At 65.2% G+C, this 17,541-nt stretch carries 14 protein-coding genes; 12 read left to right on the top strand and 2 right to left on the bottom strand.

Translation table 11 applies throughout. The features are described from left to right. The first annotated feature begins 26 nt into the window (after positions 1 to 26). Together GOQ09_RS05240 and GOQ09_RS05245 are read left to right on the top strand one after the other, a co-directional pair. Positions 27 to 1,673 carry a Mur ligase gene (locus GOQ09_RS05240; protein WP_242631007.1) on the top strand — a complete coding sequence of 549 codons (1,647 nt, stop codon included), beginning with the start codon at positions 27 to 29 and terminating at the stop codon, positions 1,671 to 1,673. Further along, positions 1,670 to 2,737: an aldose epimerase family protein gene (locus GOQ09_RS05245; RefSeq protein ID WP_157612267.1), complete on the top strand. Its 1,068-nt coding sequence runs from the start codon at positions 1,670 to 1,672 to the stop codon at positions 2,735 to 2,737. The genes GOQ09_RS05240 and GOQ09_RS05245 overlap by 4 nt, the downstream gene beginning before the upstream one ends. Before the next feature lie 4 nt (positions 2,738 to 2,741). On the opposite strand, the gene GOQ09_RS05250 is transcribed toward GOQ09_RS05245, so the two are convergent. Further along, on the bottom strand, positions 2,742 to 3,692 hold the full coding sequence (locus tag GOQ09_RS05250; RefSeq protein ID WP_157612269.1) for an SMP-30/gluconolactonase/LRE family protein: 951 nt from the start codon (positions 3,690 to 3,692) through the stop codon (positions 2,742 to 2,744). Positions 3,693 to 3,829: 137 nt separating this feature from the next. Here GOQ09_RS05250 and GOQ09_RS05255 point away from each other — a divergent pair, with 137 nt between their 5' ends. After that, complete coding sequence (locus GOQ09_RS05255; RefSeq protein ID WP_157612270.1) at positions 3,830 to 4,606, top strand: SDR family NAD(P)-dependent oxidoreductase; 777 nt, start codon at positions 3,830 to 3,832, stop codon at positions 4,604 to 4,606. Here GOQ09_RS05255 and GOQ09_RS05260 read toward each other — a convergent pair whose 3' ends face one another. After that, positions 4,607 to 5,566: a LysR family transcriptional regulator gene (locus GOQ09_RS05260; protein WP_126745424.1), complete on the bottom strand. Its 960-nt coding sequence runs from the start codon at positions 5,564 to 5,566 to the stop codon at positions 4,607 to 4,609. It abuts the gene before it with no gap. A 137-nt stretch (positions 5,567 to 5,703) separates the two neighbouring features. On the opposite strand from GOQ09_RS05260, the gene GOQ09_RS05265 reads away from it, so the two are divergent. The 9 genes from GOQ09_RS05265 to GOQ09_RS05305 all read left to right on the top strand — a co-directional run bounded on the left by GOQ09_RS05265 (position 5,704) and on the right by GOQ09_RS05305 (position 17,536). After that, positions 5,704 to 7,155: an aldehyde dehydrogenase family protein gene (locus GOQ09_RS05265; RefSeq protein WP_157612272.1), complete on the top strand. Its 1,452-nt coding sequence runs from the start codon at positions 5,704 to 5,706 to the stop codon at positions 7,153 to 7,155. 48 nt (positions 7,156 to 7,203) lie between these two features. Continuing rightward, positions 7,204 to 8,169 (top strand): ABC transporter substrate-binding protein, encoded by a 966-nt coding sequence (locus GOQ09_RS05270; RefSeq protein ID WP_157612274.1) that lies wholly within the window; start codon positions 7,204 to 7,206, stop codon positions 8,167 to 8,169. Positions 8,170 to 8,303: 134 nt separating this feature from the next. Beyond that, the gene (chvE, locus tag GOQ09_RS05275) at positions 8,304 to 9,374 is read left to right on the top strand and encodes a multiple monosaccharide ABC transporter substrate-binding protein (protein ID WP_157612276.1); all 1,071 of its coding nucleotides are present in this window, start codon (positions 8,304 to 8,306) and stop codon (positions 9,372 to 9,374) included. Positions 9,375 to 9,382: 8 nt separating this feature from the next. After that, positions 9,383 to 10,939, top strand: coding sequence for a multiple monosaccharide ABC transporter ATP-binding protein (gene mmsA, locus GOQ09_RS05280; protein WP_157612278.1), 1,557 nt, complete (start codon positions 9,383 to 9,385; stop codon positions 10,937 to 10,939). Further along, positions 10,926 to 12,140 (top strand): multiple monosaccharide ABC transporter permease, encoded by a 1,215-nt coding sequence (gene mmsB, locus GOQ09_RS05285; RefSeq protein ID WP_157612280.1) that lies wholly within the window; start codon positions 10,926 to 10,928, stop codon positions 12,138 to 12,140. Before mmsA ends, mmsB begins: the two co-directional genes overlap by 14 nt. Positions 12,141 to 12,144: 4 nt before the next feature. Continuing rightward, positions 12,145 to 13,668: a sugar ABC transporter ATP-binding protein gene (locus tag GOQ09_RS05290; RefSeq protein ID WP_157612282.1), complete on the top strand. Its 1,524-nt coding sequence runs from the start codon at positions 12,145 to 12,147 to the stop codon at positions 13,666 to 13,668. Beyond that, positions 13,665 to 14,699, top strand: coding sequence for an ABC transporter permease (locus GOQ09_RS05295; RefSeq protein WP_157612284.1), 1,035 nt, complete (start codon positions 13,665 to 13,667; stop codon positions 14,697 to 14,699). The genes GOQ09_RS05290 and GOQ09_RS05295 overlap by 4 nt, the downstream gene beginning before the upstream one ends. Further along, complete coding sequence (yjfF, locus tag GOQ09_RS05300; RefSeq protein ID WP_157612286.1) at positions 14,696 to 15,736, top strand: galactofuranose ABC transporter, permease protein YjfF; 1,041 nt, start codon at positions 14,696 to 14,698, stop codon at positions 15,734 to 15,736. The genes GOQ09_RS05295 and yjfF overlap by 4 nt, the downstream gene beginning before the upstream one ends. A 48-nt stretch (positions 15,737 to 15,784) precedes the next feature. Continuing rightward, positions 15,785 to 17,536: an IlvD/Edd family dehydratase gene (locus GOQ09_RS05305; protein WP_157612288.1), complete on the top strand. Its 1,752-nt coding sequence runs from the start codon at positions 15,785 to 15,787 to the stop codon at positions 17,534 to 17,536. Positions 17,537 to 17,541 lie beyond the last annotated feature (5 nt).

The raw sequence follows: 17,541 nt of genomic DNA on the forward strand, positions 1-17,541 counted from the left end.
GCATGAACCAGGAAACGACCCTCCCCATGGATCTGTTGAATCGCGCCAGGCAGGTCTTGGCCGCACCCGACGGCACGCTTCCGGGTGCCGCCGCCACACCCGAGGCGGGCTGCGTGGCCTTCGTTGCGCTGGGCGACGGCGCGAGCCGCGCACGTGTCACGGCCGGGCGCGGCGCCACCGCGGAAGACGCCTGGCAGCAGGCGAGCGATGCCGCGCTTGCGCTCGTTCGGCGCATCGGCTTGGAGCCCTGCCGCATGCGAGTGGAAATCGTCGACGAGGTCGAGCCCATGACCTGGGGCGCACTGAAAGAGCGCCTGTCGCGCACCAAGCGCAACTACCTCAACCGGGGCGTGTCGTTCGACGCCAAGTTTGAAGTGGCGCTGCTCGCGCCCGAGATCAACGGCAGCGCGATCTTCTACAACGGCACCGTGGAACATGCGGAGCCCAACCCGGGCAACCTGCGCCTGCACGGACAGAGGCGCTTCGGAAGAGACATCGACTTTCCCTCGGATGACGACGCGCCGGTGTGGTGCTTCACGACCCGTGGCGTCTACGTCGACGCCGAGGGGGCATGGCCCCTTACGGCCAAGGGGCAGGCCGCGGGCTATCGAACGCTGCCCGAGTGGAGCGCAAGCCAGGTGCGCCGCCTGGTGGACACCGCGAGCGACTATCTCGCCGCGCAGGTCAAGCCCTCGGGCGAGTTCTACTACGGATGGTTCCCGTGTTTCGACCGGCCGATTCCCACCTACAACACCTTGCGGCACGCGAGCTCGACCTACGCGCTGCTCGAGGCTTGGGAGCTGACCCGCAGCGACACGCAGAAGGCGGCTATCGACCGCTCGCTGGCCTTCCTGAAGAACCGGCTCATCCGCCAAGTCGAACTGCCCGACGGCACGCGCGCCGCCTACCTGCTGGACGTGGGCAATGAAATCAAGCTCGGCGGCAATGCGGTGTGCCTGCTGGCGCTGGTCAAGTACACCGAACTCACCGGCGATATGCAGTACCAGCCGCTGATGGAGCAACTCGCGCTCGGCATACGTGCCATGCAAGACCCGGCGAGCGGGCGCTTCGTGCACGTGCTCAACCATCCGGGCCTCGACGTGAAAGATGAGTTCCGCGTCATCTACTACGACGGCGAAGCCGCCTTCGGACTGATGCGCCTCTATGGCCTCACGCGCGATGAGCGGTGGCTGGCCGTGGTCGAAAAGGCCTTCGAGCATTTCATTGCCGCGGAGCATTGGCGCGCGCATGACCACTGGCTGAGCTATTGCGTCAACGAGCTCACGCGCTATCGTCCCGAAACACGCTATTACCAGTTCGGCCTGCAGAACGTGGCGGACTACCTCGACTTCGTGCTGCAGCGGATCACCACTTTTCCCACGCTGCTCGAACTGATGATGGCCGCACGCGAAATGGTGGCGCGGCTTGACGCCGACCCCGCGCTGCGACCGCTGCTCGAAGGGCTCGACCGCGACAAGTTCGACCGTGCGCTCGAGCATCGCGCGCGGTACCTGGCCAACGGTTACTTCTGGCCCGAGCTCGCCATGTTTTTCCGGAACCCCGACCGCGTGGCCGGCTCGTTCTTTATCAAGCACCACAGCTTCCGCGTTCGCATCGACGACGTGGAGCACTATCTTTCGGGCCTCGTCGCCTACTGGAAATACCGCCGATGAACAGCAGCATCACCTCGCGTGAGTTCGGCCGCATGCCCGACGGGCGCGCCGTGACCGAATACACCCTCGACAACGGCCGGGGCCTCAGTCTCAGCGCCATCAACCTCGGCGGCATCGTCACCGCGCTGCATGTGCCCGATCGCGAAGGGCAAAGCGGCAACATCGTGCTCGGCCTGCCCACGCTCGAGGACTACCTGAAGCCGCATCCTCACTTTGGCACCATCGTCGGCCGCTATGCCAACCGCATTGCGGGTGGGCGCTTCACGCTCGATGGCGTTGCGCATCAAGTTGCGGTGAACAACGGCGCCAATTCGCTGCATGGCGGGCACAAGGGCTTCGGTACGCGCTTCTGGCAAATTGAAGAAGTGCCTGCCGATGCCGCGGCGGATGAAGTGGCCATCGAGCTGCGCTACACCAGTGCGGACGGCGAAGAAGGCTTCCCGGGCGAGGTGCAGGTGACGGTGCGCTACGTGCTCGGCACCACCGAAAACACATGGCGCATCGACTACCGCGCCGTGGCCGACCGGGCCACGGTGTTGAACCTGAGCCACCACGACTACTTCAACCTGGCCGGCGGCGGCGCCGTGCAAGACCACAAGTTGACCATTCCGGCGAGCCGCTTCTGCCCTGTGGACGCGGGGCTGATTCCCCTTGGCCTCGCGCCCGTCGACGGAACCCCTTTCGACTTTCGCGTACCCACGCAGATCGGCGCGCGCATGGACGAGCCGCACGAGCAGTTGCGCGTGGCGGGCGGCTACGACCACAACTGGGTGCTCGACCGCGAGCCGGCCGGCATGGCGCTTGCGGCGCGCCTCGAGCACGGGCCCTCAGGCCGCGTGATGGAGGTGCTGACGACGGAGCCGGCAGTGCAGTTCTACTCGGGCAACTTTCTCGACGGCAGCCTTCGCGGGCCCAGCGGCGAGAGCTTTCGCCAGGGCGCGGGGCTGTGCCTGGAAACGCAGCACTACCCCGATTCGCCGAACCGGCCGGGCTTTCCTTCGACGGTGCTCCGGCCCGGAGAAACCTTCAGCAGCAGCACGCTGCACCGCTTCGGCGCTGCTTGACTAGCTAGCTGTTGACCACTGCCGCGCCGAACTCCGCGGCGGGCAGGCCGGGGCTCCCGATGCGAACCGAAAACAGCGCGCCGGCCAGTGGCTCCGCTTCGATCTGCTTGGCCGTGAGCCCGCTGCGCGCGGTGGTGATGTAGAGCGTGCACATGTCGTCGCCGCCGAACGCGCAGTCGGTGACGTTGCTCGCGGGCAGCTCGATGCGGCACAGCTCGGCGCCGCTCACCGGGTCATGGCAGCTCACGCAATGGCCGCCCCAGCGCGCAATCCACAGCCGGCCGGCCGCGTCGGTCGTCATGCCGTCGGGCAGGCCGTCGCCATCCGCAAAGCGCAGCCACACCCGCTTGTTGCTCACGGTGCCGGCTTCGCTGTCGAAGTCATACGCATACACGCAGCCTTCGACCGTGGCGTTGAAATACATCGTGCGCTCGTCGAGCGACCACGCGGGGCCGTTGGTGACTGCAAAGCCGTCGTCGTGGCGCGTGCAGCGGCTGTCGGCATCGAAGCGGTAGAGCGCACCGGTCGGCGCCACGCAGTCGAAGTCCATGGTGCCGCCCCAGAAGCGGCCCTTGCTGTCGCACTTGCCGTCGTTGAAGCGGTTGCCGGGCCGGTCGGATTCGGGCTGGTGCAGGTAGCGCGGCGGCACATCGAGTGCGGGGTCGAACAGGGCGAAGCCGCGGCGCATGGTGACGATCAGCCCCGGCGCGCCCGCGCGTTCGGCCAGTGCGGTGATCTCTTCATCGAACTGCCAGCTGCGGCGCGCGCCGCTTCGCGGGTCGTAGCGGTACAGGCGGCATCCGAGGATGTCGATCCAGTAGAGAGCCCGTTCGCGCGGCGACCACAGCGTGCCCTCGCCGAGCGTGGCCTCCGCCCGCCACAGGCATTCGGGCTGGCCGAGGATGGTTGGCGCACCGAGGGGTGCGGGCGTGGATGTGCTGCCGTTCTGGGTCATTTGTTTTTGCGCCTTCGTTGTCTCGGGTCCTTGACGCGGCGGATCGTATCAAGGCATATTGATAATAGAAATCAAAGTTTATGGCATTAATCGATATTGATTTTGCAATGTCATAGCCAAGCCTGGAGACACACACCTTGACGGATTCCCCGAAGTTATCGATTCACCCCAGCCTGAAGGGGCGCGCCGTGTTCGTCACCGGCGGCGGCAGCGGTATTGGCGCGGCCATTGTTGCCGCCTTTGCGGCGCAGGGCGCACGCGTGGCGTTCATCGACATTGCCGAAGGCGCCAGTGCGGCGCTCGCGCAACGGATCGCCGATGAAGGCCATGCGGCGCCGTGGTGGCGCGCCTGCGACGTGCGCGACATTGGCGCCATGCAGAAGGCCATTGCCGACGCAGCCGCCGAGCTCGGCGACTTTGCCGTGCTGGTCAACAACGTGGCGAGCGACGACCGCCACACGCTGGAGTCGGTCACGCCCGACTACTACGACAACCGCATGGCCATCAACGAGCGGCCCGCGCTGTTCGCCATTCAATCGGTGGTGCCGGGCATGCGGCGGCTGGGCTTCGGCTCGGTGGTCAACCTGGGCTCGACGGGCTGGCAGACCAAGGGCTCGGGCTACCCGTGCTATGCCATTGCCAAGTCGTCGGTCAACGGCCTCACGCGCGGCCTGGCGGCCGACCTGGGCCGCGACCGCATCCGCATCAACACCGTGTCGCCCGGCTGGGTGATGACCGACCGGCAGGTGAAGCTCTGGCTCGACGACGAGGGCGAGCAGGCGCTCAAGCGCAATCAGTGCCTGCCCGACAAGCTCATGCCCGAGGACATCGCGCGCATGGTGCTGTTCCTCGCGTCGGACGACGCGAAGATGTGCACCGCGCAGGAGTTCACGGTGGACGCGGGCTGGACCTGATCAGTCCATCTCGAGCTTGCGGCCGTAGACGCTGAAGCTCGCGGTCTTCAGCGCCTTCATCATCACCTTGGCCGCGGGCGAGAGCAGCCGGTCGGTGCGCGTGATGATGCCGAAGGCGTCCATGTGGCAGGGCATGTCCAGCGGCAGCAGCGACACGATGCCGTGCGCCGCGTAATAGCGCGCCACGTCGCTGGCGAGCACGGCGACCATGTCGCTTTGCTGCAGCATGCGCGTGATGAAGAGCAGGGCCGAGCTTTCGATGATGTTGCCCGGCGGCGAAAGGCCTTCCTCCTGGAACATCAGCTCGAAGCGGTGGCGCAGCACGCTGCCCGCGGGCGGCACGATCCAGCCGGCGCCCACCACGTCGCGCAGCGTGAGGCTGCTCATGCCCAGCAGCGGATGGCCGGGGCGCACCAGCGCGCACACCGGCTCCTCGGCCAGCGCCTCGTAGCGCAGCTGCGACTTGTCGTGCTCGGCGAACAGCCGCGCCACCAGGATGTCGAGCTTGCCCTGCTCGAGCCGGTCGATCAGCACCGCGCTGGTCTCGATCTCGAGCGACACGCGCAGGTCGGGCTGTTCGCGCTTCACCATGGCCACCGCGGGCGGCATCAGCGTGAGGCCCGGCGCGGTGATGGCGCCCACGCCCACCTGGCCGAAGCGGCCCGCCTTCAGCGCGGTGAGCTCGTCGTGCGCCTGGTTCAGGCTGGCCAGCGCCACGCGGGCATGGCGGATCATGGTTTCGCCGTACCAGGTCGGGCGCATACCGCGCGGCAGGCGGTCGAACAGCGGCACCTCCAGCACGTCTTCCAGGTCCTTCAGCAGCTTGGACGCTGCAGGCTGCGTCATGTTGAGCACCTGCGCCGCACGGTGGATGTTGCCTTCCTCCGCCAGGGCCACCAGCAAAAGCAGCTGCCTCGTCTTGAGGCGGGCACGGATGAACCAGTGGTTGTAGTTGGTCATTTGTTATTGAAACTTTGGGCTGCCGGGTTTTCCAGAATCCCGCGATTGATATGCATTTTGTCGAAAAAATGATTGGATTGATATCAATTCTGTTTCTAGACTCGCGGCACTTCAAGAAAACGAGAGGCAGAAGCTAGGTGATCCACGGCGAGCTTCATCAGAGCGTGCGGCAATACATCAACGGCCGCTGGGAAACCAGCGCGACCACGGGTGTGAGCGCCAATCCATCGGACACCAGCGAAGTGGTGGCCGAGTACGCGCGCGCCGATCGCCGCCAGGTCGAGTTCGCGATCCGCGCGGCTGCCGACGCCTTTCCGCACTGGAGCCACAGCACCCCGCAGCGCAGGGCCGACGTGCTCGACCGCATCGGCACCGAGCTCCTGGCGCGCCGGGACGAACTCGGCCTGCTGCTGGCACGCGAGGTCGGCAAGACCTTGCCGGAAGCCGTGGCGGAAGCCACGCGCGCCGGGCAGACCTTCAAGTTCTTCGCGGGCGAGGCCATGCGCGGCGGCGGCGAAAACATGGCCTCGCTGCGCGCGGGGGTGCAGGTCGACGTCACGCGTGAGCCGGTGGGCGTGGCGGGACTCATCACGCCGTGGAACTCGCCGCTCGCGGTGCCCGCCACCAAGATTGCGCCGGCGCTCGCGCATGGCAACAGCGTGGTCTTCAAGCCGGCCGAGCTGGTGCCGGCCTGCGGCTGGACGCTGGCCGAAATCATCAGCCGCGCCGCATTGCCGGCAGGTGTTTTCAACCTGGTGATGGGCAGCGGCCGCGAGGCGGGCCAGGCGCTGGTCGACAGCCCGCTGGTGGATGCGGTGAGCTTCACCGGCTCGGCGCGCAATGGCGAGCGCATTCTCCAGGCGGCTGCTGCGCGGCGCGCCAAGGTGCAGCTCGAGATGGGCGGCAAGAACGCCCTGGTCGTACTGGCCGATGCCGACATCGACCACGCGGTCGATTGCGCGGTGCAAGGCGCCTACTTTTCGAACGGGCAGCGCTGCACGGCGTCGAGCCGGCTCATCGTCGAGGCCGCCGTGCACGACGTCTTCGTCGCGCGGCTGCACCAGCGGCTCAAGACGCTGAAGATCGGCCACGCGCTGGAGCGCGGCGTGGACATCGGGCCCATGGTCGATGAAGAGCGGCTTGCGCGCAGCCTGGCCTGGGTCGAAATCGCGAAAGAAGAAGGTGCCGAGCATGTGTGGGGCGGCGAGCCGCTCAAGCGCGCCACGGCCGGCCACTACATGAGCCCGGCGCTCTTCTTGGCCAAGCCGCAACACCGCATCGCGCGGGAGGAAATCTTCGGTCCGGTGGCCTGCGTGCTGCGCGCCGCCGACTACGACGAGGCGCTGGCGCTGTGCAACGACACGCCCTCGGGCCTGAGCGCGGGCATCTGCACCAACTCGCTCAAGCACGCGATGCATTTCAGGCGCCATGCCGAAGTCGGCATGACGATGGTCAATCTGCCGACCGCGGGGGTGGACTTCCACGTGCCCTTCGGCGGCCGCAAGGGGTCGGGCTACGGGCCGCGCGAACAAGGGCGCCACGCCGCGGAGTTCTACACGACGGTCAAGACCGGCTTCATGCGGGCCTGACCACCACGGACGGTTTTCAACAAGCACTTAGAAAGAAGGAGACAAGCCATGAAACTCAATCGCCGCACCCTCAATATCGCGCTCGCCGCAGCTTCGCTCGGCGGGCTTCTGCCTGCCACGGCACTGGCGCAGAAAAAAATCGTGCTGGGCTTCAGCCAGGTTGGCGCCGAGAGCGAATGGCGCACCGCCAACACCGAATCGATCAAGTCTTCCGCCAAGGAGGCGGGCATCGAGCTCAAGTTCTCCGACGCGCAGCAGAAGCAGGAAAACCAGATCAAGGCGATCCGCTCGTTCATTGCGCAGAAGGTGGACGTGATCGCCTTCTCGCCGGTGGTCGAATCGGGCTGGGAAACCGTGCTGCGCGAAGCCAAGGCCGCAAAGATTCCGGTGGTGCTGACCGACCGCTCGGTCAACACCAAGGACGACTCGCTTTACGTCACCTTCATGGGCTCCGACTTCGTCGAGGAAGGCCGCAAGGCCGGCCGCTGGCTGGTCGAGAAAATGAAAGACCAAAAGGGCGACGTGAACATCGTCGAGCTGCAGGGCACCGTGGGCTCGGCACCGGCCATCGACCGCAAGAAGGGCTTCGAGGAAATCATCAAGGCCGATCCCAAGTTCAAGATCGTGCGCTCGCAAACCGGCGACTTCACGCGCGCCAAGGGCAAGGAAGTGATGGAGGCCTTCCTCAAGGCCGAGGGCAAGAAGATCAACGTGCTGTATGCGCACAACGACGACATGGCCATCGGCGCCATCCAGGCTATCGAGGAAGCAGGCCTGAAGCCGGCCAAGGACATCACGATCATCTCGATCGACGCCGTCAAGGGCGCTTTCGAAGCCATGATCGCCGGCAAGCTCAACGTGTCGGTCGAATGCAGCCCGCTGCTCGGCCCGCAGCTGATGAGCGCCGTGAAAGACATCAAGGCCGGCAAGCAGCTGCCCAAGCGCATCGTGACCGAAGAGACGATCTTCCCGATGGAAGTCGCCGCCAAAGAATTCCCCAATCGCAAATATTGAGCTCTCCCCCAGTCTTCGCGCACTTCGTGTCGCTGCGCCAACCCCCTCACCGGGGGCGGCACCAGCGGCCCGGCCAAGCCGGTTCCGCGGTGCCCCTGGAAAAGACAGTACCCATTGAAAAAACGGACCACAACATGAAACGCAACTTCCTCAAGGCCTCGCTCGCAGGCCTCGCGCTGGCCGTCGCCGGCATCGCTCCGCTCGCGCATGCGCAGGACAAGGGCCCGATCGCCATCTCGATGCCCACCAAGTCGTCGGCCCGCTGGATCGCGGACGGCGCCAACATGGTCAAGTACTTCAAGGAGAAGGGCTACAAGACCGACCTGCAGTACGCGGACGACGACATTCCGAACCAGCTCGCGCAGATCGAGAACATGGTCACCAAGGGCTCGAAGGTGCTGGTGATCGCGGCCATCGACGGCACCACGCTGTCCGACGTGCTGCAGAAAGCAGCCGACAAGGGCGTGAAGGTCATCGCGTACGACCGGCTCATCAAGGGCTCGAAGAACGTCGACTACTACGCCACCTTCGACAACTTCCAGGTGGGCGTGCTGCAGGCGCAGTCCATCGAGGCGGCGCTCGGCCTGAAGAGCGGCAAGGGCCCGTTCAACATCGAGCTCTTCGGCGGCTCGCCGGACGACAACAACGCCTTCTTCTTCTACAACGGCGCCATGTCGGTGCTCGATCCGTACATCAAGAGCGGCAAGCTGGTGGTGCGCAGCAAGCAGATGGGCATGGAAAAGGTCGGCACGCTGCGCTGGGATGGCGCGGTGGCGCAGGCGCGCATGGACAACCTGCTGTCGGCCTACTACACCAAGGACCGCGTCGATGCGGTGCTGTCGCCGTACGACGGCTTGTCGATCGGCATTCTCTCGTCGCTCAAGGGCGTGGGCTACGGCTCGGCTTCGCAGCCGATGCCGATCGTCTCGGGCCAGGACGCGGAGATTCCTTCGGTCAAGTCGATCCTGCGCAAGGAGCAGACCTCGACCGTGTTCAAGGACACCCGCGAGCTGGCCAAGGTGACCGTGGCCATGGTGGACGCCATGCTCTCCGGCAAGACGCCTGAAGTGAATGACACCAAGACCTACAACAACGGCGTGAAAGTGGTGCCCTCATACCTGCTCAAGCCCGTGAGCGTGGATGGCGGCAACTGGAAGCAGGTGCTGGTCGACAGCGGCTACTACAAGGAAAGCCAGGTCAAGTGAGAAGCGGCATGGAAGCAGACTCGCGCAGCATCCTCGAGATGCGCGGCATCACCAAGACGTTTCCCGGCGTGAAGGCGCTGAGCAATGTCAACCTGGCGGTGCGCGCGGGCGAGATCCATGCGGTGGTCGGCGAGAACGGCGCGGGCAAGTCGACGCTCATGAAGGTGCTGAGCGGCGTCTACCCGTGCGACTCGTACACCGGGGAGATCCACTTCGAGGGCGAGCTGCGCCGCTTCAAGAGCATTGCGGACAGCGAGAAGCTCGGCATCATCATCATTCACCAGGAGCTGGCGCTGGTGCCGCTGCTGTCCATCGCCGAGAACATCTTTCTCGGCAACGAGATTGCGAGCGGCGGCGTGATCGACTGGTTTGCCGCCTATGCCAAGACGCGCGAGCTGCTTGCCAAGGTGGGCTTGAAAGAGCCGCCCACCACGCTGGTGACCGACCTGGGTGTGGGCAAGCAGCAGCTGGTAGAGATTGCCAAGGCGTTGGCCAAGGAGGTGAAGCTGCTGATTCTGGATGAGCCCACCGCCAGCCTCAACGAGAACGACAGCGATGCCTTGCTGATGCTGCTGCTCGAACTGAAGCGCCAGGGCATTGCGTCGATCCTTATCTCGCACAAGCTGAACGAGATCGCGAAGGTGGCCGATTCGATCACCGTGCTGCGCGACGGCGCCACGGTGGAAACCATGGACTGCCGCAACCAGCCGATCAGCGAGGACCGCATCATCCGCGGCATGGTCGGCCGCGACATGGCGCACCGCTATCCGCAGCGCCATCCGAAGATCGGCGACACCGTTTTCGAAGTGCGCGACTGGCGCGTGCACCACGCGCTGCATGCCGACCGAGAGCAGATCAAGGGTGTGAACCTGCATGTGCGCCAAGGCGAAATCGTCGGCATTGCAGGCCTCATGGGCGCGGGCCGTACCGAGCTTGCAATGAGCGTGTTCGGCAAGTCCTACGGCCAGCGCATCAGCGGCACGGTGCTGATGCACGGCCAGCCGGTGGACGTGGGCACCGTGCGCAAGGCCATCGACCAGGGCATTGCCTATGTCACCGAGGACCGCAAGGGCCTGGGATTGGTGCTGGAAGAAAACATCCAGAAGAACGTGAGCCTGGCCAACCTGGAGGCGGTGTCGAGTTCGATGGTGATCGACGACGCACGCGAATTCAAGGTGGCCAGCGACTACCGCAAGGCGCTCAACATCCGGTCTTCGGGCGTGGAGCAGCTGGTGGTCAACCTGTCGGGCGGCAACCAGCAGAAGGTGGTGCTCAGCAAGTGGCTCTTTACAAAACCCGAACTCCTGATCCTCGACGAGCCCACGCGCGGCATCGACGTGGGCGCCAAATATGAGATCTACACCATCATCGACCAGCTCGCGAGCGAGGGCAAAGGCATTCTCATGATTTCTTCCGAACTGCCGGAACTGCTGGGCATGTGCGATCGCATCTATGTGATGAACGAGGGCCGCTTCGTGGCCGAATTTACAGCGGCTGAAGCTTCGCAGGAACGCATCATGCACGCCATCGTGAGCGCGGGGAGTTCCGTCCATGTCGCAGCCTGAAGTCAACGCGGTGAATGCCGCAGTCCCCATTGCAGAGGCTGCCCCGAAGCTGCACGCCGGCTTCCTGAAGAACAACCTGCGCGAATACGGCATGCTGATCTCGCTGGTCGCGATCATGGTGCTGTTCCAGGTGCTGACCGACGGCACGCTGCTGCGGCCGCTGAACCTCACCAACCTGCTGCTGCAGAACAGCTACGTCGTCATCATGGCGCTCGGCATGCTGCTGGTGATCGTGGCGGGGCACATCGACCTGTCGGTGGGCTCGGTCTGCGGCTTTATCGGCGCGCTGGCGGCGGTGCTGATGGTCGAGTATGAATGGCACTTTGTGCCCACGGCCCTCATCAGCATTGCGGCGGGCGCGGTCATCGGCGCGGCGCAGGGTTGGTTTGTCGCGTTCCGCAAGATTCCGTCGTTCATCGTCACGCTTGCGGGCATGCTGGTGTTCAAGGGGCTCACGCTGGCGCTGCTGGCGGGGCAGTCGGTCGGGCCGTTTCCGGTCGAGTTCCAGCGGCTGAGTTCGGGCTTCATTCCCGATCCGCTGGGTGGCGACACGTTGCGCACCACCTCGCTGGTGGTGGGCGCGCTGGCCGCGGCGGCGCTGGTGTTCTTCAAGCTGCGCGGGCGCGCCAAGCTCGCGGCGCACGGAATGGAAACGGAGCCCTATGTGTTCTTCCTGGTGAAGAACCTGTTCTTCGCGGCCATCATCCTGTTCTTCAGCTACCTGCTCTCGACCTACAAGGGCCTGCCCAATGTGCTGATCGTGATGGCGGTGCTCATCGTGGTGTACGACTTCGTCACCAACCGCACCACCATCGGCCGGCGCATCTACGCGCTGGGCGGCAACGAGAAGGCTGCGCGGCTTTCCGGCGTGAAGACGCAGCGGCTTGCTTTTCTCACCTTCGTGAACATGGGGGCCCTGGCAGCGCTTGCGGGCCTGGTGTTTGCGGCGCGGCTCAACACCGCTACGCCCAAGGCTGGCCTCGGTTTCGAACTCGACGTGATCGCGGCCTGCTTCATCGGCGGAGCCTCGGCCTCGGGCGGCGTGGGCCGGGTGATGGGCGCGGTGATCGGCGCCTTCATCATGGGCGTGATGAACAACGGCATGTCGATCCTGGGCATCGGCATCGACTACCAGCAGGTGATCAAGGGCCTGGTGTTGCTGGCCGCGGTGTTCATCGACGTCTACAACAAGAACAAGTAAGCGCATGACGGGCGGCAGCATTTCACCCGTGCTCGAACTGCGGGGCATCCACAAGCAGTTTGGCGACATTCCTGTGCTGCGCGACGTGCAGCTGCGGCTCTATCCGGGCGAGATCCATGCGCTCATGGGACAGAACGGCGCGGGCAAGTCGACGCTGATCAAGGTGCTCACGGGCGTGCTGCCTTCGAGCGCCGGGGAGATACGCCTGGACGGGCAAGCCATTCATCCCGCATCGCCGCTCGAAGCGCAGAAGCTGGGCATCAGCACGGTCTACCAGGAGGTGAACCTGTGCCCGAACCTCTCGGTGGCCGAGAACGTGTTTGCGGGACGTTATCCGCGCTGTGGCGCGGCGCAAGGTTTTCGCATCGACTGGGCGGCCGTCAACCGGCGTGCCGCGGAACTGCTGGCGCGCATCGGGCTCGACATCGACGTGACGCGGCTGCTGTCGAGCTACTCGGTGGCGGTGCAGCAGCTGGTGGCCATTGCGCGTGCGCTCGGCGTCTCGTCGAAGGTGCTGATCCTCGACGAGCCGACTTCGAGCCTGGACGACGACGAGGTGGAGAAGCTGTTCGAAGTGCTGCGGCGCCTGCGTGGCGAGGGACTGGCCATCGTCTTCGTGACCCACTTTTTGAACCAGATGTATGCAGTGTCAGACCGCATCACCGTGCTGCGCAACGGCAGCTGGGTGGGTGAGTGGCGCGCGGCCGATCTAGGACCCCAGGCGCTGATCGCCGCGATGCTGGGGCGGGAACTCGCGGCCCAGTCCGCCCGGCCCGCTGCACTGCCGGCGTTCGACGAAGCGGCGCCGGCCTTGCTGCAGGCGGAAGGCCTCGGGCAGGCCGGACAACTGCAGGCGACCGATTTGCGCGTGCGTGCCGGCGAAGTGGTCGGCATTGCGGGCCTGCTGGGCGCCGGGCGCACCGAACTTGCGCGCCTGCTGTTCGGGCTCGAAACGCCCGACCGCGGCGTGCTGAAGATCGACGGCCGGACGGTCAGTTTCTCGAACCCCGCGGACGCCGTTCGCGAAGGGTTGGCACTGTGCCCCGAAGAGCGCAAGACCGACGGCATCGTGGCCGAGCTGTCCGTGCGCGAGAACATCGCCCTCGCGCTGCAGGCGCGGCTCGGCACGCGGCGCTTTCTGCCGCACGCCGAACAGACCGCGATGGCTGAGCGCTTTGTAGCGTCGCTGGGCATCAAGACCGCGAGCGTGGAAACGCCCATTGGCCTGCTTTCTGGCGGCAACCAGCAAAAAGCCATGATCGCGCGATGGCTCGCAACCGAGCCGCGCCTGCTGATACTCGATGAGCCGACGCGCGGCATCGACGTGGCGGCCAAGCAGGAAATCATGGAAGAGATCCTTCGGCTTGCGCGCGCGGGCATGGCGGTGGTCTTCATCTCTTCCGAAATCAGCGAAGTGGTGCGCGTGGCGCATCGCATCGTGGTGCTGCGGGACCGCAAGAAGGTGGGCGAGCTGCCGGGCGGCTCGACCGAGGACGAGGTCTACGAAATGATTGCAGCGACAGCATGACACGCCTTTCATCGCTCATGCGCCACCGCCTGGCTTGGCCCATCGTCACGCTGCTGCTCCTGCTGGCAGTCAACACCGCCTTCAACGCCAGCTTCCTGCACCTCGAGTGGCGGGACGGCCACCTCTACGGCAGCCTGATCGACATCGTGAACCGCGCGGCGCCGCTGGTGCTGGTCTCGCTGGGCATGACGCTCGTCATTGCCACGCGCGGCATCGACATCTCGGTGGGCGCGGTGGTGGCCATTGCGGCGGCCGTGGCGGCTTGGATGATCGGCGGCTCGGTGGCCAGCGACGTGAGCCGCTTTCCCATGTGGCTAGCCATCCTGGGCGCCCTTGGCGTTGCTCTGCTGTGCGGCCTGTGGAACGGCCTGCTTGTGGCCAAGGTCGGCATGCAGCCGATCATCGCGACGCTGATTCTCATGGTGGCGGGGCGCGGCATTGCGCAGCTCATTGCCGACGGGCAGATCATCACCATCTACTACAAGCCCTTTTTCTTCCTGGGCAGCGGTTATCTGCTGGGCCTGCCGTTCTCGCTGTTCATCGTGGCGGCCGTGTTCGTGCTGCTGTACCTGGCCATCACGCGCACGGCACTCGGCCTGTTCATCCAGGCGGTGGGCATCAACCCGACGGCGGCGCGGGTGGCTGGCGTGCAGGCGCGGCGGCTCATCGTTGGAGCGTATGCGTTCTGCGGCGTTTGCGCGGGCATTGCGGGCCTCTTGATCAGTTCGAACGTCAAGAGCGCGGACGGCAACAACGCGGGCCAGCTGCTGGAGCTCGATGCCATCCTAGCCGTGACCCTGGGCGGCACCGCACTCACCGGCGGACGCTTCAGCCTCATGGGCAGCGTGATCGGCGCGCTGATCATCCAGACGCTGACCTATGCCATCTACTCGCTGGGCGTGCCGCCCGAGATCAACCTCGTCGTCAAGGCCGTCGTGGTGTTTGCGGTGATGCTGCTGCAGTCGCCTGAATTCAGGTCGGAGGTTCGCGCGCTGGTGCAGCGGCCGGTGCATGAAGGGAGACGGGCATGAGCGCGGTGATCGAAACTGCACCCTCACCCCAACCCTCTCCCGCCAGTGGGAGAGGAGGAGGGAGAGGTGGCAGGGCGGGGCTCAATCCGAAGTACTTGCCGCTCACGGCGACCGTTTCGCTGTTCATGCTGATGGCCACGTTGGGCTCGGTGTTCTACGACGGCTTCTTCTCGGCGCAGGTGTTCCTGAACCTGCTGATCGACAACGCCTTCCTGATCGTCGTGGCCGTTGGCATGACCTTCGTGATTCTTTCGGGCGGCATCGATCTTTCGGTGGGCTCGGTGATTGCACTCACCACGATGGTCTCGGCCTCATTGGTCGAGAAGCACGGCTGGAGCCCCGCCGTGGTCATTCCGCTGGTGCTGGCCATGGGCACGGCCTTTGGCGCATTCATGGGCCTGCTCATCGAGCGTTTCAGGCTGCAGCCCTTCATCGTCACGCTGGCGGGCATGTTCCTGGCACGCGGCCTTTGCTACCTGATCAGCATCGATTCGATCAGCATCACCAACGAGTTCTACTCCGAGGTCTCGCAGATCCGCATTCCCATCTGGGGCGAGGCTTCGCTGTCGATCAGCGCGGTGATCGCCGTCGCGGTGCTGCTGGCCGCGATTTTCATTGCGCATTGCACGCCCTTCGGCCGCGCGGTGTACGCCATTGGCGGCAGCGAACAGTCGGCCATGCTGATGGGCCTGCCAGTGCGCTCCACGCTCATTGGCGTGTACACGCTGTCGGGCTTCTGCTCGGCGCTGGCGGGGGTGATCTTCACGTTCTACATGCTCTCGGGCTACGGCCTGCATGCGCTGGGGCTGGAGCTCGATGCGATCGCGGCGGTGGTCATCGGCGGTACGCTGCTCACAGGCGGGGTGGGCTATGTGGCGGGCACGCTCTTCGGTGTGCTGATGCTCGGGATCATCCAGACGCTGATTTCCTTCGACGGCACGTTGAGCTCGTGGTGGACGCGCATCGTGGTGGGTGCGCTGCTCTTCGTGTTCTGCCTCCTGCAGCGCTTTTTCACTTCGCGTACGCCACGGCGCTGACGCGTTCCTTGTTTTTTCTCTTTTCTCTCGCTTTCAGGAAACTTCCGCATGCCGGACCAAACTCCCAAGAAGAAGCTTCGCTCGACCGAATGGTTCGGCTCGGCCGACAAGAACGGCTTCATGTACCGCAGCTGGATGAAGAACCAGGGCATACCGGACCATGAGTTCGACGGTCGCCCGATCATCGGTATCTGCAACACATGGTCCGAGCTCACGCCTTGCAATGCCCACTTCCGCAAGATTGCCGAGCATGTGAAGCGCGGCATCTCCGAGGCGGGCGGCTTTCCGGTCGAGTTTCCGGTGTTCTCCAACGGCGAATCGAACCTGCGGCCTACCGCCATGCTCACGCGCAATCTCGCAAGCATGGACGTGGAAGAGGCCATTCGCGGCAACCCGGTCGATGCGGTGGTGCTGCTCACGGGCTGCGACAAGACCACGCCCGCACTGCTGATGGGCGCTGCAAGCTGCGACATTCCCGCCATCGTCGTCACCGGCGGGCCCATGCTCAACGGCAAGCTCGAAGGCAAGAACATCGGCTCGGGCACGGCCGTGTGGCAGCTGCACGAGTCGCTGAAAGCCGGAGAGATCAACCTGCACCAGTTCCTTTCGGCCGAAGGCGGCATGTCGCGCTCGGCGGGCACCTGCAACACCATGGGCACGGCCTCGACCATGGCCTGCATGGCCGAGGCGCTGGGCACTTCGCTGCCGCACAACGCGGCCATTCCGGCGGTGGACGCGCGCCGCTATGTGCTTGCGCAGATGTCGGGCATGCGCGCGGTTGAAATGGCGAAGGAGGGGCTCACGCTCTCGAAGATTCTCACGCGCGAGGCTTTCGAGAATGCGATCCGCGTCAACGCGGCCATCGGCGGCTCCACCAACGCGGTGATTCACCTGAAAGCCATTGCGGGCCGCATCGGAGTTGACCTCGAACTGGAGGACTGGACGCGCATCGGCAGCAACACGCCGACCATCGTGGACCTGATGCCCTCCGGCCGCTTCCTGATGGAAGAGTTCTACTACGCGGGCGGCCTGCCCGCGGTGCTGCGGCGCCTTGGCGAAGCCGGCCTGCTGCCGCACCCTGGCGCACTCACCGTCAACGGCCAATCGATCTGGGACAACGTGCGCGAAGCGCCGAGCCTCGACGACGAAGTGATCCGGCCGCTGGACAAGCCGTTGATTGCCGATGGCGGCATTCGCATCCTGCGCGGCAATCTGTCGCCGCGCGGCGCAGTGCTCAAGCCCTCGGCCGCCTCGCCCGAGTTGCTGAAGCACCGTGGCCGCGCCGTGGTGTTCGAGAACCTCGAGCACTACAAGGAGCGCATCGTCGATGAAAGCCTGGAGATCGACGCCACGTCGGTGATGGTGATGAAGAACTGCGGCCCCAAGGGCTATCCCGGCATGGCCGAAGTCGGCAACATGGGCCTGCCGCCCAAGCTGCTGCGCCAGGGCGTGAAGGACATGGTGCGCATTTCGGACGCCCGCATGAGCGGCACCGCCTACGGCACGGTGGTGCTGCACGTGGCGCCCGAAGCGGCCGACGGCGGGCCGCTCGCGGCGGTGCGCGACGGCGACTGGATCGAGCTCGATTGCGACGCAGGCCGGTTGCACCTGGACATCAGCGACGAAGAATTGGCGGCGCGTCTGGCCTCGCTTTCGAGCAAAGACGCACAGCCCATGAGCACGCGCGGCGGCGGCTACCAGAAGCTCTACGTCAACCACGTGCTGCAGGCCGACGAAGGCTGCGACTTCGATTTTCTGGTGGGCTGCAGAGGCTCCGCCGTTCCCCGTCATTCACACTGATTCAT

This window comes from Variovorax paradoxus (genome assembly GCF_009755665.1).
Classification (GTDB): domain Bacteria; phylum Pseudomonadota; class Gammaproteobacteria; order Burkholderiales; family Burkholderiaceae_C; genus Variovorax; species Variovorax paradoxus_G.